Annotated in this window: 27 protein-coding genes; 10 read left to right on the top strand and 17 right to left on the bottom strand. The window is 69.6% G+C overall.

The annotated features are described in order from the left end of the window. Window positions 1-3 precede the first annotated feature (3 nt). The 11 genes from ACYVGI_RS18325 to ACYVGI_RS18275 form a co-directional block, all read right to left on the bottom strand. Window positions 4-627 carry a response regulator gene (locus tag ACYVGI_RS18325; protein ID WP_460634013.1) on the bottom strand — a complete coding sequence of 208 codons (624 nt, stop codon included), beginning with the start codon at window positions 625-627 and terminating at the stop codon, window positions 4-6. Next, the gene (locus ACYVGI_RS18320; RefSeq protein ID WP_460634012.1) at window positions 624-1799 is read right to left on the bottom strand and encodes a sensor histidine kinase; all 1176 of its coding nucleotides are present in this window, start codon (window positions 1797-1799) and stop codon (window positions 624-626) included. The genes ACYVGI_RS18325 and ACYVGI_RS18320 overlap by 4 nt, the downstream gene beginning before the upstream one ends. 9 nt (window positions 1800-1808) lie before the next feature. Continuing rightward, window positions 1809-2252 (bottom strand): hypothetical protein, encoded by a 444-nt coding sequence (locus ACYVGI_RS18315; RefSeq protein WP_460634011.1) that lies wholly within the window; start codon window positions 2250-2252, stop codon window positions 1809-1811. Window positions 2253-2398: 146 nt separating this feature from the next. Next, window positions 2399-2788, bottom strand: coding sequence for a hypothetical protein (locus tag ACYVGI_RS18310; RefSeq protein WP_460634010.1), 390 nt, complete (start codon window positions 2786-2788; stop codon window positions 2399-2401). An 81-nt stretch (window positions 2789-2869) separates the two neighbouring features. Beyond that, window positions 2870-4489, bottom strand: coding sequence for a CDP-alcohol phosphatidyltransferase (locus ACYVGI_RS18305; RefSeq protein WP_460634009.1), 1620 nt, complete (start codon window positions 4487-4489; stop codon window positions 2870-2872). Beyond that, window positions 4489-5232 carry a RibD family protein gene (locus ACYVGI_RS18300; RefSeq protein WP_460634008.1) on the bottom strand — a complete coding sequence of 248 codons (744 nt, stop codon included), beginning with the start codon at window positions 5230-5232 and terminating at the stop codon, window positions 4489-4491. Before ACYVGI_RS18300 ends, ACYVGI_RS18305 begins: the two co-directional genes overlap by 1 nt. Then, window positions 5229-6272, bottom strand: a complete 1044-nt coding sequence (locus tag ACYVGI_RS18295) for a lysylphosphatidylglycerol synthase transmembrane domain-containing protein (protein WP_460634007.1) — start codon at window positions 6270-6272, stop codon at window positions 5229-5231. The genes ACYVGI_RS18300 and ACYVGI_RS18295 overlap by 4 nt, the downstream gene beginning before the upstream one ends. After that, window positions 6272-7090, bottom strand: coding sequence for an SAM-dependent methyltransferase (locus ACYVGI_RS18290; RefSeq protein WP_460634006.1), 819 nt, complete (start codon window positions 7088-7090; stop codon window positions 6272-6274). The genes ACYVGI_RS18295 and ACYVGI_RS18290 overlap by 1 nt, the downstream gene beginning before the upstream one ends. Next, entirely contained in the window at window positions 7087-8139 is a 1053-nt protein-coding gene (locus tag ACYVGI_RS18285) for a glycosyltransferase family 4 protein (RefSeq protein WP_460634005.1), read from the bottom strand. The genes ACYVGI_RS18290 and ACYVGI_RS18285 overlap by 4 nt, the downstream gene beginning before the upstream one ends. Continuing rightward, a complete protein-coding gene (locus tag ACYVGI_RS18280) occupies window positions 8136-8531 on the bottom strand; it encodes a 6-pyruvoyl trahydropterin synthase family protein (RefSeq protein ID WP_460634004.1) in 396 nt (131 codons plus the stop codon). The genes ACYVGI_RS18285 and ACYVGI_RS18280 overlap by 4 nt, the downstream gene beginning before the upstream one ends. Further along, window positions 8531-9508 (bottom strand): zinc-dependent alcohol dehydrogenase, encoded by a 978-nt coding sequence (locus ACYVGI_RS18275; RefSeq protein ID WP_460634003.1) that lies wholly within the window; start codon window positions 9506-9508, stop codon window positions 8531-8533. The genes ACYVGI_RS18280 and ACYVGI_RS18275 overlap by 1 nt, the downstream gene beginning before the upstream one ends. A 130-nt stretch (window positions 9509-9638) precedes the next feature. On the opposite strand from ACYVGI_RS18275, the gene ACYVGI_RS18270 reads away from it, so the two are divergent. Then, a complete protein-coding gene (locus ACYVGI_RS18270; RefSeq protein WP_460634002.1) occupies window positions 9639-10355 on the top strand; it encodes a CDP-alcohol phosphatidyltransferase family protein in 717 nt (238 codons plus the stop codon). On the opposite strand, the gene ACYVGI_RS18265 is transcribed toward ACYVGI_RS18270, so the two are convergent. Beyond that, the gene (locus ACYVGI_RS18265; protein WP_460634001.1) at window positions 10300-11043 is read right to left on the bottom strand and encodes a hypothetical protein; all 744 of its coding nucleotides are present in this window, start codon (window positions 11041-11043) and stop codon (window positions 10300-10302) included. The two genes, ACYVGI_RS18270 and ACYVGI_RS18265, sit on opposite strands and share 56 nt — an antisense overlap. A gap of 79 nt (window positions 11044-11122) precedes the next feature. Here ACYVGI_RS18265 and ACYVGI_RS18260 point away from each other — a divergent pair, with 79 nt between their 5' ends. Both ACYVGI_RS18260 and ACYVGI_RS18255 read left to right on the top strand, forming a co-directional pair. Further along, window positions 11123-11566 carry a MarR family winged helix-turn-helix transcriptional regulator gene (locus tag ACYVGI_RS18260; protein ID WP_460634000.1) on the top strand — a complete coding sequence of 148 codons (444 nt, stop codon included), beginning with the start codon at window positions 11123-11125 and terminating at the stop codon, window positions 11564-11566. Between the two features lie 92 nt (window positions 11567-11658). Then, window positions 11659-13098: an MATE family efflux transporter gene (locus tag ACYVGI_RS18255; RefSeq protein WP_460633999.1), complete on the top strand. Its 1440-nt coding sequence runs from the start codon at window positions 11659-11661 to the stop codon at window positions 13096-13098. Here the strand turns inward: ACYVGI_RS18255 and ACYVGI_RS18250 are convergent. Next, window positions 13017-14111, bottom strand: a complete 1095-nt coding sequence (locus ACYVGI_RS18250) for a DMT family transporter (RefSeq protein ID WP_460633998.1) — start codon at window positions 14109-14111, stop codon at window positions 13017-13019. The two genes, ACYVGI_RS18255 and ACYVGI_RS18250, sit on opposite strands and share 82 nt — an antisense overlap. A 70-nt stretch (window positions 14112-14181) precedes the next feature. Here ACYVGI_RS18250 and ACYVGI_RS18245 point away from each other — a divergent pair, with 70 nt between their 5' ends. From ACYVGI_RS18245 to ACYVGI_RS18230, 4 genes are all read left to right on the top strand, one after another. Continuing rightward, window positions 14182-14730 (top strand): CGNR zinc finger domain-containing protein, encoded by a 549-nt coding sequence (locus ACYVGI_RS18245; protein ID WP_460633997.1) that lies wholly within the window; start codon window positions 14182-14184, stop codon window positions 14728-14730. Window positions 14731-14804: 74 nt separating this feature from the next. Beyond that, entirely contained in the window at window positions 14805-15206 is a 402-nt protein-coding gene (locus ACYVGI_RS18240; RefSeq protein WP_460633996.1) for a hypothetical protein, read from the top strand. Window positions 15207-15349: 143 nt separating this feature from the next. After that, window positions 15350-16444 (top strand): hypothetical protein, encoded by a 1095-nt coding sequence (locus ACYVGI_RS18235; protein WP_460633995.1) that lies wholly within the window; start codon window positions 15350-15352, stop codon window positions 16442-16444. A 3-nt stretch (window positions 16445-16447) separates the two neighbouring features. Beyond that, window positions 16448-16819: a hypothetical protein gene (locus ACYVGI_RS18230; protein WP_460633994.1), complete on the top strand. Its 372-nt coding sequence runs from the start codon at window positions 16448-16450 to the stop codon at window positions 16817-16819. A gap of 27 nt (window positions 16820-16846) precedes the next feature. Here the strand turns inward: ACYVGI_RS18230 and ACYVGI_RS18225 are convergent, their stop codons facing one another. From ACYVGI_RS18225 to cls, 4 genes are all read right to left on the bottom strand, one after another. Continuing rightward, complete coding sequence (locus tag ACYVGI_RS18225) at window positions 16847-17731, bottom strand: hypothetical protein (RefSeq protein ID WP_460633993.1); 885 nt, start codon at window positions 17729-17731, stop codon at window positions 16847-16849. Window positions 17732-17798: 67 nt separating this feature from the next. After that, complete coding sequence (locus tag ACYVGI_RS18220) at window positions 17799-18674, bottom strand: aminoglycoside phosphotransferase family protein (protein WP_460633992.1); 876 nt, start codon at window positions 18672-18674, stop codon at window positions 17799-17801. A gap of 151 nt (window positions 18675-18825) precedes the next feature. Beyond that, window positions 18826-19320 (bottom strand): hypothetical protein, encoded by a 495-nt coding sequence (locus ACYVGI_RS18215; RefSeq protein WP_460633991.1) that lies wholly within the window; start codon window positions 19318-19320, stop codon window positions 18826-18828. A gap of 69 nt (window positions 19321-19389) precedes the next feature. Then, window positions 19390-20844, bottom strand: a complete 1455-nt coding sequence (gene cls, locus ACYVGI_RS18210; RefSeq protein ID WP_460633990.1) for a cardiolipin synthase — start codon at window positions 20842-20844, stop codon at window positions 19390-19392. 172 nt (window positions 20845-21016) lie between these two features. Here cls and ACYVGI_RS18205 point away from each other — a divergent pair, with 172 nt between their 5' ends. The 3 genes from ACYVGI_RS18205 (at window position 21017) to ACYVGI_RS18195 (ending at window position 24432) form a co-directional block, all read left to right on the top strand. Further along, window positions 21017-21658, top strand: coding sequence for an NADPH-dependent F420 reductase (locus ACYVGI_RS18205; RefSeq protein WP_460633989.1), 642 nt, complete (start codon window positions 21017-21019; stop codon window positions 21656-21658). A gap of 128 nt (window positions 21659-21786) precedes the next feature. Next, on the top strand, window positions 21787-23232 hold the full coding sequence (locus ACYVGI_RS18200) for an ATP-binding protein (RefSeq protein ID WP_460633988.1): 1446 nt from the start codon (window positions 21787-21789) through the stop codon (window positions 23230-23232). Between the two features lie 42 nt (window positions 23233-23274). Next, entirely contained in the window at window positions 23275-24432 is a 1158-nt protein-coding gene (locus ACYVGI_RS18195; RefSeq protein ID WP_460633987.1) for a hypothetical protein, read from the top strand. Window positions 24433-24441: the final 9 nt, after the last annotated feature.

The following is a 24441-nucleotide window of genomic DNA, read 5'->3' as shown; positions in this document are numbered from 1 at the left end:
GGGCTACAGCAGCCCCCGCCTGAACCCTTCCGCCACCGCCGCCGCCCTGTCGCCGACGCCGAGCTTGCCGTAGACGCTGAGGAGGTGGGTCTTCACGGTCGCCTCGCTCACGTGCATCCCCACGCCCGCCTCGCGGTTGGTGGCGCCGTCGGCCACCAGGGCGAGCACCTGCAGCTCGCGCGGGGTGAGCAGGCTCGCCTCCGGGGTGCGCACGCGGTCGACCAGCCGGGATGCGACGGACGGCGCCAGCGACGAGTGACCGTTCGCTGCGGCGTGGACGGCGCGGACCAGGTCGTCGCGCGGCACGTCTTTGAGCAGGTAGCCGGTTGCTCCGGCCTCGATCGCCGGAAGCACGTCCGCGTCCGAGTCGTAGGTGGTGAGGACGACGATCCGGCTGGGCACGCCGAGGCGCCGGAGCTCGCGGATCGCGCTGACGCCGTCCGTTCCCGGCATTCGGAGATCCATGAGCACGACGTCCGGCTGCAGCGAGCGGGCGAGGCGGACCGCCTCTGCGCCGTCCGACGCCTCGCCCACGACCTCGATGTCCTGGTCGGAGGACACCATGCCGACGATGCCATCCCTCACCACGGGATGGTCGTCAACCACGAGCAGCCGCACGGGGGTCATCGGGGCACCTCTGCTCGGATGGAGGTGCCGCGGCCGGGATGCGAGTCGACGATCAGTTCGCCCGCGACGGCGGTGATGCGCTCCCGCATGGCGATGAGGCCGTAGCCGCCGCCGGGGTCTGCGGTCTCTGCCGCGCCCGCGTCGCCCGCGCTCGCGTCGCCCGCGCTCCCCGCGCCCGCGCTCCCAGCCCCGCCGAGCCGCGGCTCCGCGTCGAACCCGCGGCCGTCGTCGCGCACTTCCAGCCGCACCCCGCGCTGGTCGTGCGCGAGGGTGAGCGCGACGCTCTGCGCATCCGCGTGGCGTTCGACGTTGGCGAGGGCTTCCTGGGCTGTGCGCAGGAGCGCGACCTCCGCATCCACTGCCAGCGGGCGGGCGGCACCCGTCGTGCGCACATCCACCGGGATGCCCGTGCGCCGCGACCAGCGCCGTGCCGTCTCGCGGATGGCTTCCGGCAGCCCAGCGGCGTCGAGGGCGGCGGGCCGCAGAGCCTGCACAGAGCGTCGTGCCTCGGCGAGGCCGTCGCGGGCGAGCGCGAGGGCGGCGTCGGTGTGCCGGCCGCGGGCCGCGTCGTCTGCGGCGTGCTCTGCGGCTTGCAGTTGGGTCACGATCCCGGCGAAACCCTGCGCGAGCGTGTCGTGGATCTCCCGCGCGAGGCGTGCCCGTTCCGCTTCGGTGGCCGTCACCTCGAGCTGCTGCTGCGACAGCCGCAGCCCCCAGGAGAGCCCGCACATCGCCACGACGTTGAGCGCCACCACGAGCACCCGGCCGATCGTGCCCGCCGCGTTCTCGCTGAAGCTCGACGCCTGCGCCAGCCCCGCGACGACAGCGGTGGCACCGACCGCGACGAGTTCCCACGGCCACGGCACGAGCGAGTACGCGATCGAGAACGTGGAGATCGTGAGGAACGCGAACCAGCCCTGGTACAGCACGAGCGCCAGGTTGATCAGGATGAGGCACGGCATCAGCACCGCGATCGCCGCCGGGCGTCCGCGCCACGGCGTCGGCAGGTCGCGCAGCACAAGCACCAGCGCCGCATAGAGGACGCAGAGCGCGAGCTCCGGGACGAGGTGCCGAGGGTCGGGCCACTGCATCCCGAGTGCGAACGCGACGAGCATCGCGAGCACCAGATACGGGGCGACCGCGAGCACGGTCCGCCAGCGCGGATCGATCATAGGCAGACCCTACGCGCTCTGCGGGAAGTGCCGCCCCATGCGCGGCCGGTTGAGCAGGATCGCCGCAGGCAGCACGAGCAGTCCGCACAGCGCCTGCTCGATCCGCACCCAGTCCGGCAGGAAGCCGGGGATCGACACGATGACGATCACGGCGACCAGCACGATCGGGCTGATGATGCGGATGCGCACCCACGCGGCACGCGACCCGCGCGATGCGCTGCGTGCGATCAGCAGCATCACGACTCCGCTGGCGAACACCAGCGAGCAGCGGATCCAGACGGCGGTGTCGACGGCGATCCCCATGGCGCTCTGCGCGATGAGCACGCCGAGCATCGCCAGGCTGACCGCGGTGAACGCGGCCAGGAGAACGAGGACGGGAAGGAAGGCCGCGCGGCGGGCTGCCGCGGCCTCCGGAGGGACGGTGGACGAGGTGACGGTGTGTGCGTTTGTCATGTCTCCAGCGTCGCGAGCGGGAGCGCGCCGCGGATCAACCAGTCGGCTGGAACCGGGCGCCGATCGGTGGAGGCCCCCGTCAGCTCGTGCGAATCGTGCGGTGCCCGACCGCCGCACCGCGCGATGTGCACGACTCGTGCGCCCGCCTAGCGGCGCAGTGGGCGCAGTGCGCTCGCGGTCGTCAGCGCGAGCACCACCACCCCGATCGCCTCCACGATCACCGTCTCCGGCACGAGCGTGAAGTCCCACGACTCGGTGATGCCGAACAGCCCCACGGTCAGCGCGAGCAGCAGCGCGGCGAGGCTCGCGATCACGAAGAGCAGGCTGAGCACGGTCGCGAGCGTGAGGAGTCTGCCGCGGAAGAAGAGCATCCCGAGTGCCAGGACGATGCCGGCGATGCCGTTCAGCACGAAGAGCACGCCGAGCAGGCCGCCGACGCCGTCGAAGATCAGGAAGATGTGGATGGCGGCGATCACGAGGAGCACGATCGCGCTGATGATGCGCAGGACCCTGAGGGCCGAGCCGCTGTCGTTCATGGGTGTACCTGCTTCCGGTGGGTGCTGGTGGATGGGGACCACGGGGAGAACACGAAGTGGATGCGCCGGAGGTTCACGCGTTCATCCCCCGTATGCCGAGAGGAACCGGTTGCGGAACGCATCCATCCGCCAGACCGGCGCCGTGGGCGACGGAAGCATGGACGGCTGCCAGCCCCACGAGGAGATGCGCTGGGTGACGGCGGGGTCTTTGGCGATGATGCTCACGGGCACCTCGTGGTTGGCGCCGGCGCCGCTGACGACGCTCGCGGGCTGGTGGTCGCCGAGGACGACCATCACGAGGTTGGGGTCGTCGAATGTGGTGAGGAACGAGACCAGCGAGCCCATCGTGTATTGGATCGACTGGCCGTAGAGCTCCTGCACGTGCTGCTGGCTCTGCCAGACGGTGCTCGGCGGGAGGCCCTGCGCGGGCTGGGGGTCGTAGATCGAGCCGTCGCCGATGGCGTCCCACGGCACCGGATGCGGGAGCGGTGTCCACGGGGTGTGCGACGAGACGAAGTCGATCTCGGCCATCAGCGGGGCGTGCGGCCGGGCGAGTTCGTGCTGCTGGAAGTAGGCGAGCGTGTACTGGTCCGGCACCCTGGCATAGCTGAACTTCGGTCCCTTGTATCCCACGTTGGTCGCGTTGAGCTGCGTGCCGTAGTGGTAGAACGAGCTGCCGACCGGCCATGGCTTGGTGTCGGAGGGGACGTCGCTGATGGTGCGCCAGCCTGCGCGGCGGAAGGCGTCGCTGAGGGTGAGCCGCTGACCGGAGGTGACCTGATCGTACTTCTGCTGCGAGTCGACCCACAGGCCGGTCTGCAGGGTCGCGTGCGCGAGCCAACTGATGCCGCCGAACGTCGACGAGGTGAGGAAGGCGCTGCGTTCGGAGTACCCGTGCGACGCGAGTTGCGTGTCGCCGTGGCGGAGCACCGCATCCACCCCGGAGGAGAACGGTGTGCCCTGCACCGCCACCTGCCCGTAGCTCTCCACGAACGCGATGATGACGTCCTTCCCTTTCAGCCCGGTGAGCAGATCGGATGCGGGGAGTTGCGCATACGGGTCCGTCGCGCCCGCCCGGTCGAACGCGGCCTGGTCGCGCTCCGCGGCGGCGGCCTGGTCGACCTTCGCGGCGGTCTCGGAGAGTGTGTCGGCTGCGGCCACCGGCTGGCCGGGCACGAGCTGGGCGCCGACGAGCGCGAGCGCGAGCCAGCCCGCGGCGACGGCGGAGGCGCCGATCAGGGTGGGCGCTCGACGCCGTCCGAGGACGGCGGCCAGGTGCAGGAGCGACGCCGCGACGGCGACGGTCGCTGCGATGGCGGCGATGCCGAACAGCACGACCAGGAGCACAGCGAGGACGGGACCGGTGGAGTCGCTCACCACCCCGTAGCCGTCGGACAGCTCCGGCCAGCCGGTCACCACGTCGAACGTGCGGCCGACCGTGGTGGTGAACGCGCGGTCGAGGGCGGCGCCGAGGATCGAGAGCACGACGAGTGTCGCGGTGAGCACGGCGACGATCCGGCGGGCAGCGCGCCAGGGGAGGAGGACGAGCACCACCAGGGCGACCACGGCATCGAGGGGGATGCGCAGGAGCGCGAGCGGCGACCAGGATGCGATCAGCCCGGGAGCGAGGGATGCGATGAACAGGGTGATGGCGGAGAGGACCGTCCTGGTCGTCGCGGTGCGACGGCGCGGGCGGGGCATCATCGCCTCCCCGGAGTTGCAGACACGACCTCGGCCGCCCGGTCCGCCCGCGCGGATTGCTCGAACCGGCTGGACAGCGCATACCGCAGCAGCACCACGTCCCCGATCGTGCGCGTCTCCGCCAGGGCCGCTCTGCGCTCTCCGGTCCACGGGAACAGGGCGTCGCCGACGAACCGCGGCGCGCGCCTGTCGCCGACGAAGACGGGTGCGATCGCGAGCTGCAGTTCGTCGGCCAGCTCGTCAGCGAGGAACTGCGTGAGCGTCGTCCCCCCGCCTTCGACCATGAGCCGCAGCACGCCGCGGTCGCGGAGGTCGGACAGCAGGTCGGCCATCCGCACCTCGTCGCCCAGGGCGACGACGTGGGCCGCGCTGCCCAGCCGTCTCCGGATGCGCCGCTCCTCCCCGCGCGGGCAGTAGACGAGCTTGGTCGTGTCTCCTTCGGTGAAGAAGGCCGAGCGGGGGTCGAGGTCGCCGGAGGCGGTGACGGTCACCTTCCACGGCGAATGCCAGAGCCCCGACTCCGTGCGCCGACCCTGGCGCGCCGCACTGCGGACGAGCAGCCGCGGGTTGTCGAGGCGGATCGTGCGCGCGCCGACCAGGATCGCGTCGCTGTCCGCCCGCACCTGGTCGACCCGGTCGAAGTCCTCCGCGTTGGAGAGGGCGAGCCTCGGTGGACGCGCCGTGTCGAGGTACCCGTCGAGAGAGACGGCGCAGCTCAGAGTGACGTACGGGGTGGCTGTCACGGTCGTTTCCTCCTCTGGACGATGGCGGCGAGCGCGACCGCGAACACGCCGGGCACCAGCGAGACGATCGCGAGCACGCCGAACAGCGTGGCCGCGGAGACCCCGGCCGCTGTGCCGAATCCGGCGACGGCGAACGCCCAGCCCGCGGCCCCCTCGCGGGGACCCCATCCGCCGAGGTTGAGCGGGATGGCCGCCGCGAGCAGCACGACGACCGCGAGCGTGAGCATCCGCAGCGGAGGCACATCGGCGCCGACCGCCGCTGTGGCGATGGCGAACGTGATGATGTGGCAGCAGCAGACGACGATGGATGCGCCCACCGCCTGCGCGGCTGCCCACGGCGACCCGAGGCCGACACGAAGCTCCGCCGCTTCCCGCCGGAGCACATTCCGCACTCTGGCGCTCGCGACGGCAGCGATGGCGGCGGCCATCAGGAGCACGGCGGCTCCGATGCCGAGCGCGGGCAGGACGACGCCGCCGAACGCCGCGCCGCCGAACGCCGCGCCGCCGAATCCCGCGCCCCCGGCGACGATCACCAGCAGGGTGATCACGACCTGCACCGCCTGACCGACCGTGCGCTCCACCGCGACGGCGCGTGCCGCCATGCCGAGGCTCTCCGCGCTGCGGCCGTGGTCGACGGCCCTGTGCACGTCGCCGACCACCCCGCCGGGCAGCACGGTGTTGAGGAACTGCGACCGATAGTACATTCCGACGGCACGCGTCCACGGCAGGCCGACGCCCAGGCGGCGCGCGATCACAACCCACCGCCAGGCCGCCGCCGCCGTCGCCACGGCGGCGAGCACGATCGCCGCCCCCACCGTTGCCACGTCGAGGCTCTGCAGGCCGTGCAGGAACGGTCCGGTGCCGACGTGCGCGACGATGGCGGCGAGCACGCCCGCTCCCACGATCGCGCGGGTGGTCACGCCGAACCACCGCGAGCGCACGACGGCCGGCACGGGCGCGCGCCACCGTCCGCCGACCGGGCGACGCCGTGGCGCTGGCGCGGATGCGGGCGCGACCGCGGATGCGACGATCTCAGCCATCAGCGTGGCCACGCCAGCACATCGAGGTGGTAGACCACGGCGGAGAGCTCGCCGCGGTCGAGCTGCTCGTGCCGCGACGCCCGGTAACCGGCCAGCGCGTCGCCGAGTTCGGGGGACTGCTCCGCCGCAGCGTCGACCCAGCCGTCGAACCACTCGCGCAGGAGCTGCGGCTCGCTGTCGTCGAGGCGCCAGCTCGTGCGGGCCTGCCGCACGTTCCAGCCCGCCTGCTCGAACAGGCCGCGCACGATCGGACCGCCGTAGCGTCCGAGGAGCCTCCTGCCGTGCACCTCCCGGCGCTGGTGCGCATTGAAGGCGTCGCTCGCGCGCTTGTCCAGCGCATCCCAGGGCCGCAGCTCGACCTCGCCGGTCACGCTGAGCGAGACGAACGCCGGCGCTCCCACCCGGATGCACGCATCCACGATGGCGTGCGCCTCCGCCGCGGTGAGCACGTCGAGCAGCGCGGAGGCCGTCACCAGGGAGGCCCCGCGGAGGTCGTCGGCGCCGAGGCGGTCGAGCTCCCCGACCCTGGTGCGGATGCGCACGGGGCGGTCGTCGCGGTCGAGCGGGGGAGGCGCGTCGAGCGCGCGGTCGGTGAGGTTCGCGTTCCAGTCGTGGAGCACCCAGGTCTGGCCGCCGGGCAGCAGGGGAGCGAGCCAGCGCATCATCGAGCCGGTGCCGCTGCCGAGATCGTGCACCGTGTGCGGGCCGTCGCCGAGCAGCGGAGGGATGGCCAGTGCGAGGTCTCCGGAACGCGCCCGCCCGTCCTCGGCCTCGCGGAGTGCCAGCCAGTCGCTGCTGACGTCGAGGATGTCGCTCACGATCGCACCTCCGCTCCTGTCCTCGCGGGCGGCACAGGAGCATGGGCCGCCGCCGAGAGCGCAGCCGCCACCGCCTGCGTGGCGGCGGCCCAGCTCGGTTGCGAGCCCCGCGCATCCATCGCAGCCGCGCGCAACCCCTGTCGTCGCGCAGGGTCCGCCCACCACTGGCGCAGCACGAGCCCCAGCGCCCACGGGTCGTCCGGCGGCACGATCATCGCGGCACGGCCGTCCCCGACGGCCTCGGAGATGCCTCCGACCCCGGTCGTCAGCACCGGGATGCCGTGTGCCAGGGCATCGGCCACCGCCATCCCGTAGCTCTCGCTGCGGGACGGCAGCACCGCCAGGTCGGCCGCGGCGTACGTCTCCCTGAGCGCGCGGCCGGTGAGCACGCCGCGGAACGCGACCCGGTCGGCGATCCCGCCCGCGACGGCCACAGCCCGCACGGCGGCAGCGAACTCCGGCTCCGTCGCGAGCGACCCGGCGAACGTGCACGACCAGCCGTCGATGTCGGCCGCACCGGCGAGCGCCGTCACCAGCAGGTCCTGTCCCTTGTGCGCTGCGACGGCGGCGACGCAGAGCAGCCGGGAGCCGGATGCGGACGGCACGGTGGCGTCCGCGGCGTCGGTTCCCGGGTGGGCGACCACGATCCTCCGCGGGTCGGCCGCGTCCTGCGCGATGAGTTCGGCGCGCGTCCACCTGCTCGTCGCGATGATGCACACCGCCGATCGCAGGGCGTCGCGTTCGTCGTCGCCGAGCTCTGCAGCGACCATGTGGGCGAGCACGAGCATCCGGAGGCGGTGGCGGTGCGCGACGATCGCGGCCGGTTCGCGGCCGACGAGCAGGCCGTCGATCAGTACCGCGGCGTCGTCAGGGAGCCGCCCGAGCGTGTGCGCCAGGCTGCCGTCGGTCTGCGCGACCGGGAGGGTTCTGATGTCCCAGCCATCTGCGAGCAGCGCATCGCGGACGCGCCTGTCGTAGACGTTCCCTCCGCTCACGCGCTCCGGGTCGTCGAGAGCGTCAGGGACCGCGAAGAATGCGGGCGCGCTCACAGCGGCCTCGAATAGCTCGCCCACGCGATGTGGGACTCGTGCAGGGTGACGGAGACGGAGGCGATGCTGTTCGTGCCGAGCCCGCCGTCGGCCGCGCGGGCGGCGAGCCGGTCGGCGATGACGCGGCAGAGTACCTCCGTGGTGGTGTTCGTCCCGGCGAACTCCGGCTCGTCGTCGAGGTTGCGGTAGGTGAGCGAGCCGGTGATCTCGCCGAGCGCAGCGGTCGCCAGGCCGATGTCGACCACGATGCCGTCCGCATCCACGTCGTCGGCGCCGAACGTGGCGTCCACGACGAACGTGGCGCCGTGCAGCCGCTGGGCGGGGCCGAACACCTCGCCGGTGAAGCTGTGCGCGATCATCAGGTGGTCCCGCACGGTCACGGTGTATGGCATCAGGCGTCCGTCCAGTCGATGGTGTGGCAGATGTCGGCGGTGCGACCCTCGGCGAGCGCGGCCAGCACCTGGGGGAGCTCCCGCCACGACGATGCGGAGGTGAGCAGTGCGTCGAACGCCGGGTCGCGCAGGAGGTCGAGGGCGAGCGTCAGCCGGTCGCGGGTGGTTCGCCTGGCTCGCCGTCGAAGGGCGACCGCTCCCACCTGGCTCGACCGGATGGTGAGGCGCCTGACGTGGAAGTCGGCGCCGAGTGTGAGGGTGACCGGGCGGTCTCCGTACCAGCTCGCCTCGATCACCTCGCCGTCGTCGACGACGGTCTCCAGGGCGAGCCGCAGCCCCGCCTCCGACCCGCTCGCGTTGACGACCAGGTCGCGGTCGCGCGGAGCGTCCTCCGGCAGGGCGAAGCCGACTCCGAGCCGTTCTGCGACGGCGCGCCGCGACGGGTCGGCGTCCACCAGCACGACCTCGACGCCGGGGATGCGCTGGGCGAGCCTGGCGACGCTGCAGCCGATCATTCCGGCGCCCACCACCGTGATCCTGTCGCCCAGCAGCGGCGCCGCATCCCACAGCACGTTCACCGCGGTCTCGACGGCGCCGGCGAGCACCGCCCTCCTGGCGGGCACGCCCTCGGGTACGGGCACGACCGCATCGGCCGGCACCACGAACGCCGACTGGTGCGGGAACAGCGTGAACACCAGGCGGCCCCGGAGGCCGGACGGTCCGTGCTCCACGGTGCCGACGTTCAGGTAGCCGTACTTCACCGGCCACGGGAAGTCGCCGTCCTGGAGCGGGGCGCGCATCCTGTCGTACTCACTCACCGGCACGTGGCCGCCGAACACCGTCGACTCGGTGCCCTTGCTCACGGCGGTGTGCAGCGTGCGCACGAGCACGTCGCCGTCGCCTGGCTCTGCGACGGGCTCGCTCCGCAGCGACCCGGAGCCAGGACGTTCGGTCCAGAATGCGGTTGCCTCCACCACGTCCCCTCCTCGATGAACCATCTGTGCGCGCGTGGCGTGTTAACGAACAGGTGCCATACAGGGAAGACACGAGGCGCACGTGAAAAGGGTTCAACGAGTCGCAGCCGGATGGGTAGCAGCCGGATGGGCCGTGCTCGGCGCGGTGCTCGCGCTCGTCGCCTGCGCCGTCGCCGACGCGATCACGCCGCTCCCGGCGCTGGGATGGATCGCCACCGCGACCTACCTGGTCGTCTCGAACGCGCTGCTCATCGCCGGGCTCCGGCGGCGCGGCGCCTCCCGCTTCGGCGAGGCGAACATCGTCACCTCGCTCCGCTCGTCGCTCGTCGGCGCGGTCACCGGCCTCGTCGTCGCGTCGGCCTTCGCCGCAATCCCCGTCTGGCTGCTCATCGCGCTGGTGGTGCCCGCTCTCGCGCTCGACGCTGTGGACGGCTGGGTCGCCCGCAGCACGGGATCGGCGAGCGAACTCGGCGCCCGCTTCGACATGGAGGTGGATGCGTTCCTCCTGCTGGTGCTCAGCGCATACGTCGCGGGAAGCCTGGGGCTCTGGGTGCTCGCGATCGGCGCCATGCGCTACCTCTTCGTGATGGTCGGCTGGGCCGTCCCGTGGATGCGCAGGCAGCTTCCATACCGCTACTGGCGCAAGGTGGTGACAGCGGCGGCGGGGATCGCCCTGGCGCTCGCCGCCTCCGGGCTGCTGCCGGGAGTGGATGCGGTGCTCGTCGGGGCGTCGCTGCTCCTGTTGCTGGAGTCGTTCGGTCGCGACGTGCTGTGGTTGATCGGGCGGGCAGAGCTCAGGCCCCGCGTGAGCGGCGCAGGCGAGCGCGACTGGTCGCATCGAGGGGGATGACGCCGACGCCTCGTGCGCCTCGTGAGAAGACGACCCAGCGCTGGTGGTCCGCGGTCTCCAGCACCCACTGCTGACCGGAGCGCGGGTCGCGGGTCCAGGCGCGGGAGAGGGCGTCGCGGGCCTTTCCGGTGGCGGAGGTCCAGGCCGCGAGGAGTTCGCCTGGCACCGCAGCCACGATCGCGGCCTCGCCTTCGAGCAGCCGGGGCTGTGGATGCGCGCGCTGGCCGGGCCGGACGGGGCGTGCTGCCGGGGCCGCCGGGCGCTCGTGCCCTGGCGGCTCCGGGAGCGAGGGCTCCTCCGTCGTCTCCGCGTCCGTTTCCTGCGGCGCCTCCTCCTCCGGCCTCTCCTCTTCCTCCTCCTCCGGCGCAGCGAGCGCGGTGGCGAGCTGCTCGTGGAGGTCGGCGATCTGGTCGAGGACCTTGTCGGTGTCGCGGGCTGTCAGCAGGTAGATCATGACCGCGAAGAACAGCGCCCACAGCGTCGCGATGAGGGAGACGATCGTGGTCGCGTCGCCGTCTCCGTCGATCAGGACGACAGCCACGGTCACCACCGCTCCCGCGGCGAACGTCACGGCCGTCACGCGGCCGGGGAACTTCGCGAGGTGGTCGAGGAACCAGTGGTAGAGACGGCTCGTCGTGGACGCCCGGCCGTCGGTGACGACGATTTCGTCGTCGGTGGGGACAGTCATGGCACGACGCTACTCGGGATCGCAACACCAAACACTTTGATGCTTGACAGTTAGAACTCAAACAGTTAGAGTTCTGATCATGGAAGCACCAGACAGCATGTTCGAGAGCAGCCTCCAGTTGGTCAGGTGGATCGGCTGGGCGCAGCGTCAGGCCGGCGATGAGTGGATTCGCGCACGCGAGCTCACCCACGAGCAGGCCTTCGCGCTCGGCTTTCTCGAACAGAACCCCGGTGCCATCCAGCGCGACATCGCGCAGTTGACCCGCACGAGTGCGGCAAGCGTCTCGAGCCTTCTGCAGGGGCTCGAGAAGCGTGGTCTCATCGAGCGCCGCACCGAGAACGGCAATGAGCGCAGCAAGCGCGTCTACGCCACGGCAGAGGGCGCCGCCCTCATCGCCGGTTTCGAGGAGGCCATGGCCGCCGCCGACGAGACCATCCTCGCCCCGCTGGACGAGGACGAGCGGGCAACGCTGTTCGCCCTGCTCACCAAGATCACCTCCGTCCTGCCCCGCCCCACCCGGTAACCCCGGCACGCCGCCCGGCAGCATCCCCTCTTCCCACCGTCGCTCCGACGTCTCGTCGGCGCGCGCTCCACCCTGCCCGGAAAGGAGCAGTCATGAACACCACGACTCCCGAAACCACCGCCGACGCTGTCGGCAGCAACCGCTGGTACCTCTCCTCGGCGCCCATCGTCCGCGCCCTCGTGCACCTGTGCGTGCCGATGGCGGCGGCGATGATCGTCGGCGCCGTCTACAACGTCATCAACGCGGGCTTCATCGGCTCGCTCCACGACAACGCGCTCCTCGCCGCCGTCACCTTCGGCACGCCCATCCTGGGTCTCGTCATGGCGGTCGGCGGCGTGTTCGGCGTCGGCGGCGGTGCCCTCATCTCGCGGCTGCTCGGCGCGGCAGAGCACGAGCCGGAGAAGGCGGCCCAGATCAAGCACGTCTCGTCGTTCGCCGTCTGGGGCGCCGTGATCGCCGGGGTGGTCCTCGGCGCCGTCGGCCTGCTCCTGCTGAACCCGCTGGTGACCCTGCTCGGCGCGGATGCGTCAGCGGTCCCCGCGACCAGCGCATACGTCGCCGTCATGCTCGCCTTCGTGCCCGTGCTCGCCGCGGCGTTCTGTCTTGAGCAACTGGTCAGGGCGGAGGGCGCATCCCGTCAGGTCATGATCGGCCTCATCGGCTCCACGATCGCGAACCTCCTCTTCGATGTGCTGTTCATCCTGATGCTGCACTGGGGCGTCGCGGGCGCCGCGCTCGCGATGGGCCTGTCGAACCTCGGCGTCGTGATCTACTTCGTCGTCTGGCTGCAGCGCAACAGTGAGAACGTCAGCCTCGCGCCGCGCTGGTTCACCCTGTCGCCGTCCGTGCTGAAGCCGGTCTTCGGTGTCGGTGTCGGCGAACTGCTGCAGGCGTCGTTCCTGATCGTGACCTCGCTGGTGCTCAACAACCTGGCCGCGGCGTACGGCGACGGCCCGCTGGCCGCGATGGGCGTCGCGGTGCGGATCGCGCAGGTTCCCGAGTTCCTCCTGATGGGCGTCACGCTCGGCGTTCTCCCGCTGCTCGCCTATGCGTACGGCAAGGGCGACAGGGCGCGCCTGTTCTCGGCGCTCCGCGCATCCGGGGTCGTGGTCGGCGGCGTCGGGGTGCTGTTCTCGGTGCTCGTCTTCGTCTTCCGCGACCAGGTGTTCACAGCGTTCGTGCCCGACCGCGCGGTCCTGGCGATCGGGGTGAGCATCCTCACGGCGCAGCTCGTGGCGATGATCGCGAACGGCTTCGCCGGTCTGATCACCTCGCTTTTCCAGGCGACGGGCAAGGCGCTGGCTGCGACCGTGATGTCCGTGACGCAGGGCGTGCTGTTCATCCCGATCGTGCTGCTCGGCAACCTCTGGTTCGGCCTGCCTGGGATCATCTGGGCGCTGACGGTCACCGAGGGCATCGTGTTCCTCGTCGGGATCGTGCTCTGGCTGGCCTACCGTCGCTCGATCGACCGCGGCCTCTCCGACGGCAGCGCAGAGCGGGCGGATACGGCGCTGGAGCTCGCCGCCGGCTGAGTCGGCTGGGCCACCTGAGTCGGCCGGGCCACCTGAGTCGTCTGGGCCACCTGAATCGTCTGGCCGAGCGGGTGGGTCGGCGCCTCAGCGACCGCCACCTGCTCGGCCTCCGTCCTCTCCGAGCGCACGAACCCGATCCCCACCAGGATCAGTGCGCCACCGATGAACTGCAGCAGTCCCAGGCTCTCGCCGAGCAGCAGCCAGGCGTAGAACGTCGCCGCCACCACTTCGAGCAGGCCGGTGAACGACGCCAGACGGGAACCGAGAATCTCGGTGGCCGTGATGCTGGCGGCGTACGCGATGGCCGTGGCGAAGACCCCGATCACCAGGATGGGGATCCACCACGGCGTCTGCTGGCCGAACAACTGCACGGGGGAGAAGCTCACCTGGAACGGCACGAGGCCCGTCGCGCCGACAGCCCCGAGGGCGACGCCGCCGATCAGCAGCCCGGTCGATGCGAGGGCCACAGGCGGAAGCCCGTCGCTCGGACGCGCGGCGATCAGGTAGAAGGCCGCGCAGCCGACCATCGCGGCGATGGCGAGCGCCAGGCCGAGAGGGTCGATGCCGCCGGAGCCGTCCGGCGAGACCACCATGACAAGTCCGCTGACGGCCACGATCGAGCCGATGATGACCACCGCTTTCGGCGCCCGCCTGGTCCGCGCCCAGGCGAGAGCGACCAGCAGGAGGGGCGCGATGTACTCGATCAGGATCGCGGTGCTGACCGGGATGCGCTGGATGGCGGCGAAGTAGAGCAGTTGCGTCGCGGCCACGCCCACCAGCCCCATCCCGAGCACCCGCCAGCGTCCGCGCCAGAGTGCGGACCAGCGCCCGCGCAGCAGCAGGACCGCGACGGGCGCGAGCACGATGCCACCGGTCAGTGCGCGCACCGTGACGGCGGCGGCCGGGCTCCAGCCGGACTCGAGCAGCGGTTTCACGAACGCGCCGGACAGTCCGAAGGTGGCCGCGGAGATGACGGCGATGAGAAGTCCGAGCGAGGTCTGGCTGCGCTTCATGGCGAATCCTGGTCAGGGTCTAGATGGATGATGCTCCTGACGCTAGTCTTGTCGCGAATAAGGAGTCAACTTGCATTTTGCCCCTGACACCGAGGATGCTCTGGTCTTCGCCGTCGCCCTCTGCAACACGGTGCCGAGCGCATCCCGCAGCGGAGAGGACGAGCTGGCGACCGCCGACCAGGTCGCCGACTTCGTGATCGCCCAGCAGTACTCCGGCCGCATCGACAGGAACGCCGCCGAACTGCGCGAGGTCCACGAGACCCGCGAGCGCCTCCGCCGCACCTGGTCGCTCTCCCGCGACGACGCGGCGGCCGAGGTCAACGCCATGCTCGCCGACGCGAACGCGCGCCCGTACCTGATGCGCCACGACGGCTTCGACTGGCACCTGCACGCCACCGCACAGGATGCGCCCCTCGCTGAACGCATCAGGGTCGAGGTCGCGCTCGCCCTCGTCGACGTCATCCGCTCCGGCGAGACGGGCCGCCTCCGCGTCTGCGCCGCCGACGACTGCACCGGCCTGCTGCTCGACCTGTCCCGCAACGGCTCGAAGCGCTTCTGCAGTGTGCGCTGCGGCAACCGGATGAACATGGTCGCGTTCCGCAGGCGGCAGGAAGAGTAGCGGCCTGCGTCGCCGGGCGCGTCGTTGAAATTCGACATTGTAATTTCAGAGCCCTGACCGATAGCGTTTAGCGAATGGTGCAACGGGCAAATCGTAGAGTCACAGCGCTGCTCACCGCCATCGCGATTGCCGTCGGCGTCAGCGTCGGCCTCAGTGGTTGCTCGCTGTTCGGAGTAGGTAAGGCGAAACAGATGCAGACCGATTTGGCGAATCAGCGAAAAGTCGCGGTGAAGTTCGTGGAGGAATATCCCAATCCCGCACTGGAGGTGATCGAGTACACCGACAGGGGGAGCGTCGACGGCTCTGGTTCGTGGGGAGCGAATGCGATCGTCACCGTTGCGGGAAGAAAGTACAACGAAATCCTCGGGACTTTCATGTCAATCGGAGACGGCTTGCCTTCGATAGCACCGGATGCGCCTGGCGCGACAGGGGTGACTGTGATTTACAGCGATGGCACGTCAGAGGTGTTCCAGTGACTACAGAGGAAGACTTCGCGCGCATCGCAAAGGCCGCATATGACGTAGACCCCTTGTGGAGGAAACCTCCGGCAGCGAAGGGAGCAGAATTTCCTGCCGGAGATCCGCGGTACGTGGTGATCTCTGATCCGGTCAGTGATCCAGTGACCGGTCTCCAGGCCATCGCCGTCGCGCCGCTTGTCGATGGGCTTCCCGACTTCTCGCACGTGTGTGTGTCGTTCGCGGGGACGAATCCGGGGCACCATGCGGACATCAGCGCGGATGCGCAGATTGTGATCGGTGGGGAGACCGCCACCGCGACGCAGGCAGGTCAGGCTCTGGCCTACGCCGAGAGCATCCGAGCAGAGGTGCGGGAGCAGTATCCCGATGCGACGTTCTCCACGGTCGGGCACTCGCTGGGCGGTTATCTCGCACTGTACGTCGCGGGAGAACTGCACTGGTCAGCGACGACGTTCAACGCACCCGATCCGTGGGACGCGATGTCCCGCGAATCGCAGAACTGGCTGCGGGAACAGATTGCCGCGGGCACCAACCCGTTCCGCAACTTCGTGAATGAGTGGGATGTGATCGGCAACGTCCGTGGCAACGGGACTGGTGCGGCCAGCTACGTGTCGGGCGAACGCGGACTGGCCGCCATGGACTATCACAACCTTGAAACGGGTTTCCACTTCGACGCGGACGGCGCCATCACCGGCGCGGGCGTCGACGGACGCTCCACGTTCGAGATCACAGAGAACCTGTTGGGTGCGCTTCCGGAGAGCGTACGCGCGGCCCCCGCCGCCGCACTCGCAGGACTCCTGACGGTGGTGCAGAATCCGGCTGTCGGCGCATCGGTCGGGCGGTCCGTGTCCGCCCTCCTGGTGGCGGTGGACACGATGGCGGCGACGGCACTTGCGGCCACGATCCTCAGAACGGACGAACTGCTGACGAAGGTGAAGGAGACGAACAGCGGGCTGATTCCGCGCATGCAGCTTGACCTCGACGAGGCCAAGCGCACAGCACTCGACCTCCCGTACATCACCGAGGCGGACATCGAGAACTGCGTGGCAACCCACCGGCTCGGTGTGTACGAGAACATCGACGAGGACGCCGTCGACGCCGTGAACCGGCGAATCGACGACCACATCGACACCGTGCACAAACTCTTCGAAGGTATCAGCGCAGCCGTTCTCAACGCCGCCGACCAGGACGAGCAGTGGGCGTCGATCTACGGCCAAACCTCCATGAAAGGGAAATGACGCGTGCCCGACTACGTCTCGAACCACGCCGACCTCGCGTACCGGAACCTGGCAGAGCTGATCGAAGGGGTCGGCAAAGGGTTCGAGGACGCGACGGACGACGCCATGAGCTACATCGACGCTTTCGTGCACGAGGCAGCGGTCCAGCTCTTGAACGCGATGCTCCCGCCGATCGTTCACGGAAACAACGCCGTCACGCGGTCCACCCGATGGGTCGCCACAGAAGCGACCACTGTCGAGCTCGCTCTCAATTTGGGCGGAGCCACCGTCAGCAACACCACCCTCGCAGGTTTGGTCGCCGAACAGGTCGAACGCGGAATCACGCGCATCACCTCGGACCTCGATTACACGCACGGAGTGAACAGCATCACCTAGCCGGCGGAGATCCTTCGTGCCCGTGCCTCACGACGAAGCGAGCCCCAGCTCCCGCCGCCAGTGCGCCAGGAACTCCGCCCCCGCGTCGTCGTGGATCGCGTCGCCGATGGTGATCACGTCGTACGGCCGGTCCAGGATGCCGTCGGCCGGCCGAACATCCACGTGGGCAACGTCGAAGCCGGCGTCGTGCACGTAGTCGGCCATCTTGTAGTCGCTGCGGGAGTCGCCGATCGACCGCCAGCGGCGGGGCAGCGGGCCGAGCCCTGCGAAGTAGTCGATGGCGCGCTGGGCGCCGCGGTCCTTGTCGAGCAGCACCGACTCGATGTCGGTGGAGATGATCGTCTGGTCGATGCGGAACGGCAGCTCGCCCTGCGCATCCTGCGCCGTGCGCTCGCCATAGCTGAGGCCGATGCCGAGGCCGGTGAGCAGCTCGAACGCGTCGTCCTGGAAGCGGGCCTGCGCGTCGGCGTATGTGTCCGCATCCACGTCGGTGCGCTGCTCGACGGAGATCATGGCGCGCTTCGTCTCGTCGAAGAACATGGTGTCTGCGTAGCGTTCGCGCACCAGATTCCGGATGCCATCCACCGCGTCCGCCGCGAACGCCACGGACTCGTCGACGGTGACCTCGCCCATCCCGTCCCCGGTGATGGCGGCCCACGCGCCGCCCTTCTCGAATACGCCGAACATCCGCGCGCCGTGCTCCTCCAGGGCGTCACCGAGACCGGCCTCCCGCAGCGGCCTGACCACCTGGTGCCGGATGAAGTCCCCGGAGCGACCCGTGATGAACGCGATCGGCACCCCGGCGGCGGTCATCGCGACGAGGTCGGTGACGATGCTCCGGATGTTGATGGTCCTGGTGATCGGGCTGGCGATGGGCCCGTCGACGTCGAAGAGGAGTCCGAGATTGTGCACACCCTATTGTCGCCGACCGCGCCCACCGACGCGGCGGAGGCCGCTCTCCAGGTCTTGCGGTTCAAGCTCAACCTGGTTGCCGACCAAGGATCGGTTCGAGTTCCGCGAGCCGTTGAAGGAGGGGGCCACTACCGGCACCCTGCAAGCGAACGGTCCAAAAGGATCGAAGCAACCAACGCGATGCAATCAAAGCCGGAACGTCATCCGAGCTCAATAGTTCGCTGACCAATTTCGGTCCGAAGTTTGTAGGCAGCGATCGTTGCTGCGGGTGCTCAAGGAATTCGGCCACCTCGTGTGAAACGTCAGTGGCTCCGCCGTACTCGAAATCGACGAGAGCTACTGTGACTCCGTCCCACAAAATGTTGTCGAGCGCCGGGTCGCCCCTGCCAATGCACGGGCGACGAAAGTCCGGCGAAAGGAGGTCGACGATCCCCAATCGTTCGGCGCCTCTGCGCCATACGGATGCGATATCCGCCCCGACCGAATCGAGGATCATCAGGTTGACGCGTTCGTACATGCTCTGAGCCGACCAGGGCACCTCAAGGAGTCCAGCGCTTCGAACGTCCACCGAGTACAGCGTGTCAAGCACCTCGAGGATCTGAGTCGCAACGCCGTCGTTCACGTCCGGCCCGACGAGCGGTTTGCCGGGGAGCTTCGACATCAGCAAACCGGCGTCGGATTTTGACGCAGCCAACAGACGAGGAGCATTGTGGGGCATCCAGTTCTGCAGGACAGCGAGCATTGCGGCCTCGCGAGAGAAGTTCTCGATTCGCTGGGGACTGTAGAGCTTGATGCACAAAGGCTCCGCGGCACCGAGAACGTCGAAGACGCTGTTGTTCCGGCCCCCAGCGAGCTGGGAACCGAGACAGAGATCCTCGGTGATGTGGGCTAGTTGCTGCAGTCGGTCGAGCACGCCCCGAGCGCCGCTCGCGTTGTGCGCCATCCGCAGACTCCTCTCGTTGCGCCATATCGCGCGAGACACAACGTTCTTCATCGGCACCTGCGACGATCGGCTCGGACGGTTCTGCTGCGGTCCGCGCCTTGGACGGAACGGCGGGTGCGTCCTCGCCCCTGGCAACAACCGTCGGCGGCGGTCAGTGCTTCAGGTCGTTGCGCAGCCCGTCCAGGATGTGGTCGAGCGACGCACGTTTCTGATCGGTGTCGACCACGCTCGACGGGATGGTCAGCTCCAGTCCTGACCCGTAGGTGGCCTTCAGCCGGAACTTGCCGGGCCACTCGCTGAACTCGGTCGGGTCGAACGCCGGGATTCCACCGCCGATCTCGAGGCGCACCAGATCGGCCCTGCGCTGCAGTTTCGTCGACACCGACGCCTCGCCGACCGCGCCTCCTCGTGCTTCGCCGACCGCGATCGTGTCCGGTGTGAACGCGCCGACCCGGAAGGTGAACCCCAGTTCCGACTGTTCGAGAGCGGCGCCGAGGTAGACGATCTGGTCGTCGCCGATGGCGAGTGTCAGCCCGGTGAGCAGCCGTCCATACCAGCTCGGTCGTGCCTCGAGCATCGCCTCCAGCCCGGTCTCCCCGGAGATGAGGCGGTGCAAAACGTCTCTGGTGTCCTCGAGTGTTGCCATGCAAGCAGCGTACGCCGAGCTGGGCCGCTCCCCAATGGATGCACGGGCACGGCATCCGGGCGGGGTCGGCTACTGGAGCGCCGACGTCAGCCGCGCCGCGTTGTCCGCGACGCGTTCGAGCACGGGTCGGGCCCGCCACTCGGCCAGCGTGAGCTCGCGGCTCTGTGTGCGGTAGTGGTCTTCGACCTCGCGCAGCCTGTCCACCGCATCCCTCCCGTGGATGAGCACCGACACCTCCATGTTGAGGCTGAACGAGCGGATGTCCATGTTGCTCGATCCGACGATGGCCACGTCGTCGTCGATGGAGAAGTGCTTCGAGTGCAGCACGGTGGGGGTGCGGTAGAGGAACACCCGGACGCCTGCGCGCAGCAGCGCCTCATAGTACGAGCGCTGCGCGTGGTAGACGAGCGCCTGGTCGCCGACCTCCGACGCGAACAGCTCCACCTGCACGCCGCGTGCCACCGCTGTGGCGAGCGCGAGCATGATGGACTCCTCCGGCACGAAGTACGGGCTTGTGATGCTGATGCGCCGCTCCGCCTTGTGCAGCAGGGCGGCGAACAGCTTGAGGTTGTTCTCGGCGTCGAAGCTGGGCCCGCTCGGCAGCACTTGCACGTCGAAGCGGTCGGCTCCGGATGCGACGGTCACCGGTGACTCGTCGAGCGGCAGCAGTTCCCCGCTCTCGCTGAACCAGTCGGTGACGAACACGGCGTCGAGCTCCCGCACGGCCGGGCCGTCCAGCCGGACCATGAGCTCAAGCCAGTGCAGCCCACGCGCGACGTTCTTCCTCTTGTTGTAGCTGGCGTCGACCAGGTTCTGCGAACCGGTGAACCCGACTCGCCCGTCCACGACGACGAGCTTGCGATGGTTGCGGAGGTCGGGACGCTGCCACTGTCCGCGCAGGGGACGGAGGGGGAGCATCCCGTGCCAGTGGATGCGGTGGGCGGCCAGGAACCGCATGGTCGTCTTCCTGCCGGGGTTGAGGAACCCCGCGAGGTGGTCGGACAGCACGCGCACGTCCACGCCGCGCGCTGCCGCGCGAGCGAGCGCGTCGAAGAACGGCGCGGTCGTGTCGTCGCGGACGAGGATGTAGAACTCGACGTGCACGAACCGCTCCGCGGCGTCGATGTCGGCGATCATCGCATCGAACGACCCGGTGTAGTCCTCGATGAACTCGACCGTGTTCCCTCCGACCATCGGCAGCGCGCCGAGCCGTTCCGTCATGGCGACGACGCCGGGCAGCCACGCCGGCCACTGTTCTCGATGGCCGACCGCTGCCAGGCTCGGCACGCGCTCGCGCATCCGACCGGTGACGAACGCCTGATCCGCACGCCTTCGCGCCGGCAGCCGCGTGCGCCCGACCAGCAGAAACGCGATCAGAGCGAGCACGGGCAGGAACACAACGGCGAGCAGCCAGGCGATGGCCGCGGACGGCCGCCGGTTCGCAGACACGACGACGGCGGCGAGGATCACCAGCACCCCGTGCGCGATCAGCAGCAGAATCGCCAGCGCCTCGCCGTCGATCATGCGGCGGCGGAGGTGTGGGACGTGCGGGGGATCACAGCACGGAGCCTAGCCGGTGGTGTGAAAGCCGGATCGTCTGCGAGAACCTGCCCGACGGTCCGTGACCCATCCGTGAGAGAACGTCCAGGTTCCTGACAGCCCGGAATTCCCGCGCACCATCCACGTTGCACCCGGCATGACCAACGTAGGAATCATCGGAGCGGGCCACATCGGCACCGCTCTCGCACGCACGTTCATCGAGCACGGATACACCGTCACCATCGCGAACTCGCGCGGGCCCGAGACGCTCGCCGACCTCGTCGCCGATCTCGGGCCGTCCGCCACGGCGGCGACCGCTGCGGAGGCGGGGGCCGCCGGGGACTTCGTCGTCGTGACCGTGCCGCTCAGGGCGCTCGGGGACATTCCCGTCGAGCCGCTCGCCGGCAAGATCGTGATCGACACCGACAACTACTACTTCGAGCGCGACGGGCACATCGCCGAGCTCGATGACGGCACCGCCACCGTCAGCGGGCTGCTGCAGGCGCACCTGCCGGAGTCCAAGGTCGCCAAGGGTTTCAACCACATCGGCGCAGGCGACATCCAGACCACCGGGTCGCCCGCGGGCACCCCGAACCGGCGTGCGCTCGCCACCGCGAGCGACTTCGACGATGCGGCAGCCCTCGTCGCCTCCATCTACGAGGAGTTCGGCTACGACGCCGTCAACGTGGGGCCGCTGTCGGAGAGCTGGCGCGTCGAGCGCGACCGCCCCGCATACGTCGTGCGCCAGAACCGCGAGGAGCTCGAGGCCAACCTCGCCAAGGCCCCCCGCACCGTCTAGCCCCACCGCTCCACACAATCGAGCCCAGGCTTTTTCACCGCAAAACGCGTTTTCACGGTGAAAAAGCCTGGGCTCGATCGCGTCGGAGGGTCTTGCCGGTGGGGGATGCGCGGCCATACGCTCAGGGCGTGACCACAGCGCCAGAAGGTGTCGCCACCTCGCTCGACGGCAGGCAGTTCCGCTTCCGCAGTCCGGTGGGCACGCCGTTCGTGCCCGGCGGGTTCGTGACGCTGCGCGACGGCGCGGGCGTGGCCGCCGCTGACGGAGGCGGCTCCGTCCCCGCGGCCGCCGCGGGCGGCGAGCAGCTCGGCCAGGTGGACGACCTCGACTTCGACGGAGACGACGCCCTCGCCGGCACGGGCAAACTCCTGGGGGAGCGCCGACCGGACGGCTCTCTCGACACCGGCTCCACGCATCCTTTCGCCTGGGCGAGCGTCGACACCGCCGACGACGACGCGGTCGAACTCATCTTCCGTGCGGCCAAGGCCACGCTCGACGTCGGCTCGCTGATCGGGGTCGGGGATGTGCGTGCGCGCCTGCTGGCGCACCGGTTCAACCGGCACACCTTCTGGTGCGGGCAGAGTGGCTCCGGCAAGACGTACGCGCTCGGTGTGCTGCTCGAGCAACTGCTTGTCGACACCGAGCTTCCGATGGTCATCTTCGACCCGAACGGCGACTTCGTCCGGCTCCGCGAACTGCGCACCGCCGTCGACACCGACGACGAGCGGGAGCTGGCGACGAAGGACATCAGGGTGCTGCGGCCGGGTGACGCCGAGAATCCCCTGCTGGCGAGGTTCATCGACTTCCCGATGCGGTCGAAGGCGGCCGTGCTGCGGCTCGACCCGATCGACGACCGCGCCGAGTACAACGCGCTCGTCCACCTCGACGTCAAGACCGAGGCGCAACGGCCGGAGGGCATCGTCCCGGCGCTGCTCGCCTCCAATGACCCTGCGGCGGAAGAGCTCGGACGGCGCATCGAGAACCTGCGGCTCATCGACTGGGATGTCTGGGCCGAGGGCAGGGATGCGGTCACCGACGTCCTCGACGAACGACCGGATGCGACCGTGCTCGACCTCGGCGGGTTCGCATACCCGGACGAGCACCTGGTGATCGCGCTCGCCGTGCTCGACGACCTGTGGGCCAAACGCGAGTCCAGGCGTCCGCTGCTCATCGTCATCGACGAGGCGCACAACCTCTGCTCGCCCGACGACGACCGGCCGCTGCAGCGTGCGGTTCGGGAGCGGATCATCCAGATCGCCGCCGAGGGACGCAAGTTCGGCCTGTGGCTGCTGCTGTCGACGCAACGGCCGTCGAAAGTGCACCCGAACATCATCTCCCAGTGCGACAACCTCGCCCTCATGCGGATGAGCTCCCCGCTCGACCTGGAGGAGCTCGGCACGATCTTCGGGTTCGCGCCCCCGTCGCTGCTCGCGCACGCGCCGGGCTTCCGCCAGGGCGAAGCGCTCCTGGCCGGTGGGTTCGTGCCGGCGCCCATGCTCGTGAAGGTGCGCGACAGGCTCACCGAGGAGGGCGGCGCGGATGTGCGCGTTCCCCTCCGGTCGCCCGCGCCCTAAGTTCGCATCCAAGACGCTCAGAGCGAGCCGAGAGGGGACCCGTTGTCGACCCAGGAGCCGTTGTCCACCCCGTCGTCGATTCGGGAACCGCTTCTCGGCGCCCCGCGAGCGCACGACCAGCGCCAGCGTGCGCATCCCCTGTCGCGCATCCTGCGGCGGCCGATCGGCACCGTCGAGTCGATCGAGTCGTCCGCGCTGCTCGTCGGCGCCGCCGTCTTCGTGCTCGGCGGGGTCGTGGCCCTGTTCGTGTTCTGGAACAGGGATCTTCCGATTTCGGGCCGCGGCTCGATCGGCGAGTACGCCGCGATCGGCGGCGCTGTCACGGCGGCGGTCGTGTTCGCGCTCGGGCGCATCCTGGTCGGGGTCCTCCCGCAACGGGATGCGGGCGCCCATCCGCCGCTGCACCTAGCCGTGTTCGATGTGGCCGCGCTCTCCGTCGCGGTCGGACTGATCGCGCTGCTCGGCTGGACGGCCATCTCGGACGTGGTCGAGCGCAGTTTCCTCGGCGCCGTCGTGTTCACGCTGCCGGGGGCGGTGCTGGCGGGCGTTGCCCTGGCGCTCACCGCATACGTCGTCTTCCTGACGGCCGTTCAGCTCACGTCGATGCTGCTCTCGCTGGTGCTCGCCGTGTTCCTCGTCGTCGGCGTCTTCACGAGCATGTTGAGCTCATCCGACCCGCTGTGGTGGCAGAAGAACCTGTCAGCGCTCGGGATGACGGACGACCTGTCCGCGTTCGCGTTCAACCTGACACTGATCGTCGGCGGCGCGATCGTCGTCATCATCGCGCGCGTGGCGACGGCGGGCATCGCGACCCCGGATGCGGCGAGCAGACGCGGCAGGGATCTGGTGCGCTGGGCGTTCGTGCTGATCGGCGTGTTCCTCGGTTGCGTCGGCGTGTTCCCCGTCGACCGGTTCTTCGTCGTGCACAACAGTGTCGCCACCGGGATGGCCGTGGTGTTCGCGGCCCTCGTCGTCGGGCTGCGCTGGTGGGTGCCGGCGATGCCGCGGGTCTTCATCCTGCTCGGCTACGTCTACGTGGGCGTCGTCGTCGTGCTCGCCGTCTTCTTCGCCACCGGTTACTACAACCTCACGGCCGTCGAGCTCGTCGCCGCGATCCTCATCTTCTCCTGGATCATCCTCTTCCTCCGCAACTCCCAAGCAATCGAGCCCAGGGTTTCTCCCCTTAAGAGCGCGTCTTAGGGTGAAAAA

The sequence above is a fragment of the Leifsonia lichenia genome (assembly GCF_054780215.1).
Note: the sequence above shows the minus strand (reverse complement) of the source record. Positions and strands in the feature narration are given on the sequence as shown.

What these genes read in the sequence shown, in the direction of transcription:
- ACYVGI_RS18325 (WP_460634013.1), bottom strand. Translation starts at nt 627, where the DNA reads ATGACCCCCGTGCGGCTGCTCGTGGTTGACGACCATCCCGTGGTGAGG.
- ACYVGI_RS18320 (WP_460634012.1), bottom strand. Translation starts at nt 1,799, where the DNA reads ATGATCGATCCGCGCTGGCGGACCGTGCTCGCGGTCGCCCCGTATCTG.
- ACYVGI_RS18315 (WP_460634011.1), bottom strand. Translation starts at nt 2,252, where the DNA reads ATGACAAACGCACACACCGTCACCTCGTCCACCGTCCCTCCGGAGGCC.
- ACYVGI_RS18310 (WP_460634010.1), bottom strand. Translation starts at nt 2,788, where the DNA reads ATGAACGACAGCGGCTCGGCCCTCAGGGTCCTGCGCATCATCAGCGCG.
- ACYVGI_RS18305 (WP_460634009.1), bottom strand. Translation starts at nt 4,489, where the DNA reads ATGCCCCGCCCGCGCCGTCGCACCGCGACGACCAGGACGGTCCTCTCC.
- ACYVGI_RS18295 (WP_460634007.1), bottom strand. Translation starts at nt 6,272, where the DNA reads ATGGCTGAGATCGTCGCATCCGCGGTCGCGCCCGCATCCGCGCCAGCG.
- ACYVGI_RS18280 (WP_460634004.1), bottom strand. Translation starts at nt 8,531, where the DNA reads ATGCCATACACCGTGACCGTGCGGGACCACCTGATGATCGCGCACAGC.
- ACYVGI_RS18265 (WP_460634001.1), bottom strand. Translation starts at nt 11,043, where the DNA reads ATGACTGTCCCCACCGACGACGAAATCGTCGTCACCGACGGCCGGGCG.
- ACYVGI_RS18260 (WP_460634000.1), top strand. Translation starts at nt 11,123, where the DNA reads ATGGAAGCACCAGACAGCATGTTCGAGAGCAGCCTCCAGTTGGTCAGG.
- ACYVGI_RS18255 (WP_460633999.1), top strand. Translation starts at nt 11,659, where the DNA reads ATGAACACCACGACTCCCGAAACCACCGCCGACGCTGTCGGCAGCAAC.
- ACYVGI_RS18250 (WP_460633998.1), bottom strand. Translation starts at nt 14,111, where the DNA reads ATGAAGCGCAGCCAGACCTCGCTCGGACTTCTCATCGCCGTCATCTCC.
- ACYVGI_RS18240 (WP_460633996.1), top strand. Translation starts at nt 14,805, where the DNA reads ATGGTGCAACGGGCAAATCGTAGAGTCACAGCGCTGCTCACCGCCATC.
- ACYVGI_RS18220 (WP_460633992.1), bottom strand. Translation starts at nt 18,674, where the DNA reads ATGGCGCACAACGCGAGCGGCGCTCGGGGCGTGCTCGACCGACTGCAG.
- ACYVGI_RS18215 (WP_460633991.1), bottom strand. Translation starts at nt 19,320, where the DNA reads ATGGCAACACTCGAGGACACCAGAGACGTTTTGCACCGCCTCATCTCC.
- cls (WP_460633990.1), bottom strand. Translation starts at nt 20,844, where the DNA reads ATGATCGACGGCGAGGCGCTGGCGATTCTGCTGCTGATCGCGCACGGG.
- ACYVGI_RS18205 (WP_460633989.1), top strand. Translation starts at nt 21,017, where the DNA reads ATGACCAACGTAGGAATCATCGGAGCGGGCCACATCGGCACCGCTCTC.